At 68.5% G+C, this 1,751-nt stretch carries 1 protein-coding gene; it reads left to right on the plus strand.

Annotation, left to right across the window (positions count from 1 at the left end):
* Positions 1-129: 129 nt before the first annotated feature.
* Complete coding sequence (locus tag ACFLIM_RS50115; protein ID WP_393177997.1) at positions 130-1,737, plus strand: IS1634 family transposase; 1,608 nt, start codon at positions 130-132, stop codon at positions 1,735-1,737.
* Positions 1,738-1,751: the final 14 nt, after the last annotated feature.

The following is a 1,751-nucleotide window of genomic DNA, read 5'->3' on the forward strand; positions in this document are numbered from 1 at the left end:
GCTAGCCCCGTTCTCCGCATGATTGTTTACGCGGTCCGCGTCATAGATGGCGGGCTGGTCCGTGGGACAGGTATGAGTGGTCTTTCGGGTCAGCCTCGTCATCGTGCGCGCCGGGGGCGGGCAGAGATCGTGTCGCAGTTCGTGCTGCAGCGGCGGCTGGGCGCGCTGCCGGTGATCGCGGAGTTCTGCCGGCGGCTGGACATCGCGGGGATTGTGGATCGGGCGTGCCCGGTCCGCTCCGACGCCTACCTCACCCACGGGCAGGTCATCGAGGTGCTGATCGCCAACCGGCTGACCTCGCCGTCGCCGTTGTGGCGAGTGGAGGACTGGGCGCGGGACTGGGCGGTGGAGGAGGTCTTCGGCATCGATCCCGGCGCGTTGAATGACGATCGGATCGCCCGGGCGCTGGATGCGGTCGCGCCGGAGCTGGAGCAGATTGTCGGATCGGTCGGCGCTCAAGCGATCGCCGCGTTCGGGCTGCAGGTGGCCCAGATGCATTGGGACATGACCTCGATCTCGCTGCAAGGGGCGTTCGAGCAGGCCGAGGAGGACTATCCGACGCCGAAGTACGGTCATCCCAAGGACCGGCGCACCGATCTGAAGCAGGTGCAGGCCGGGATCGCGGTGACCCGGGACGAGGGCATCCCGATCTTCCACCGGGCTTATGACGGCGGCGCTGGTGAGGTGGCACAGGTCATCGAGGCCATGCACGGCCTGCAGCAGATCGCCGGGCGGCGGGAGATGCTGCTCATCGGCGACTCCAAGCTGATCTCCCATGGCAACGTGGCCGCGATGCTGGAGGCCGGGGTGGCCTTCCTCGCACCACTGGCCGCGGCCAAGGTCCCGGCTGGGCTGTTCGCCGGGCTCGACCCCGCCGATGGGCAGCAGGTCGACGTGGTCGCGGCCAGGGATGCGGGAAAGCCGGCCGAGCAGCGGGCCGTCTACCACGTCCTGGAGGATCAGATGGCGCTGAAGGCGCCCGGCAAGAGCCGCGACGAACCGATCCCGCTGCGCCGGATCCTGGTCCACTCCACCGCGCACGCTCAGGGCCAGGCCGCCGCCCGGGCGCTGAAACTAGCCAAGGCCACCGACGAACTGGACCGGCTGGTACGCACCGCAGGCACCCGCTACCACCCCACGACCGCCGACGTGACCCGCCGCGCCGCCGAGATCTCCAAGAAACGACGCGTGACCGCCTACCTGACCACCACCATCACCACCGACCCCGCCACCGGCAACCCCATCTTCACCTGGGCCTTCGACCAGCACGCCCTAGACGCCGAAGCGAGCGCAGACGGCTGGTACGCCCTGCTGACCAACCTGCCACCCGACCAAGCAGACGCCGCCGATGTGCTGATCCGCTACAAGGGCCAGCACATCGTCGAACGCCGCTACAGCGACATCAAAGGCCCCCTCGCCATCGCCCCCATGTTCCTCAAACACAACCGCCGCATCACCGCCCTGATCAGTGTCATCTGCCTAGCCCTGCTCATCTTCTGCCTGATCGAACGCCAGGTCCGCCACGCCCTGCTGCCCGAAACCCGGCTGCTGTTCCACCCCGGCAACAGCCCCGACCGCCCCACCGGACGCTCGATCCTCACCGCCCTGGACCGTATCCAGCTCATCCCCGCCACCGCCACCGGCCCACCCCAGGTCCTCATCCCCGACCCGCTCCAGCACCAACTCCTGAACCTGCTGAACGTCGACCCCACCCGCCCCCGCTGGCTGACCCTATGATCCACACACCATGA

This window comes from Nonomuraea marmarensis (assembly GCF_043197025.1).
GTDB classification, from domain to species: Bacteria; Actinomycetota; Actinomycetes; order Streptosporangiales; family Streptosporangiaceae; genus Nonomuraea; species Nonomuraea marmarensis.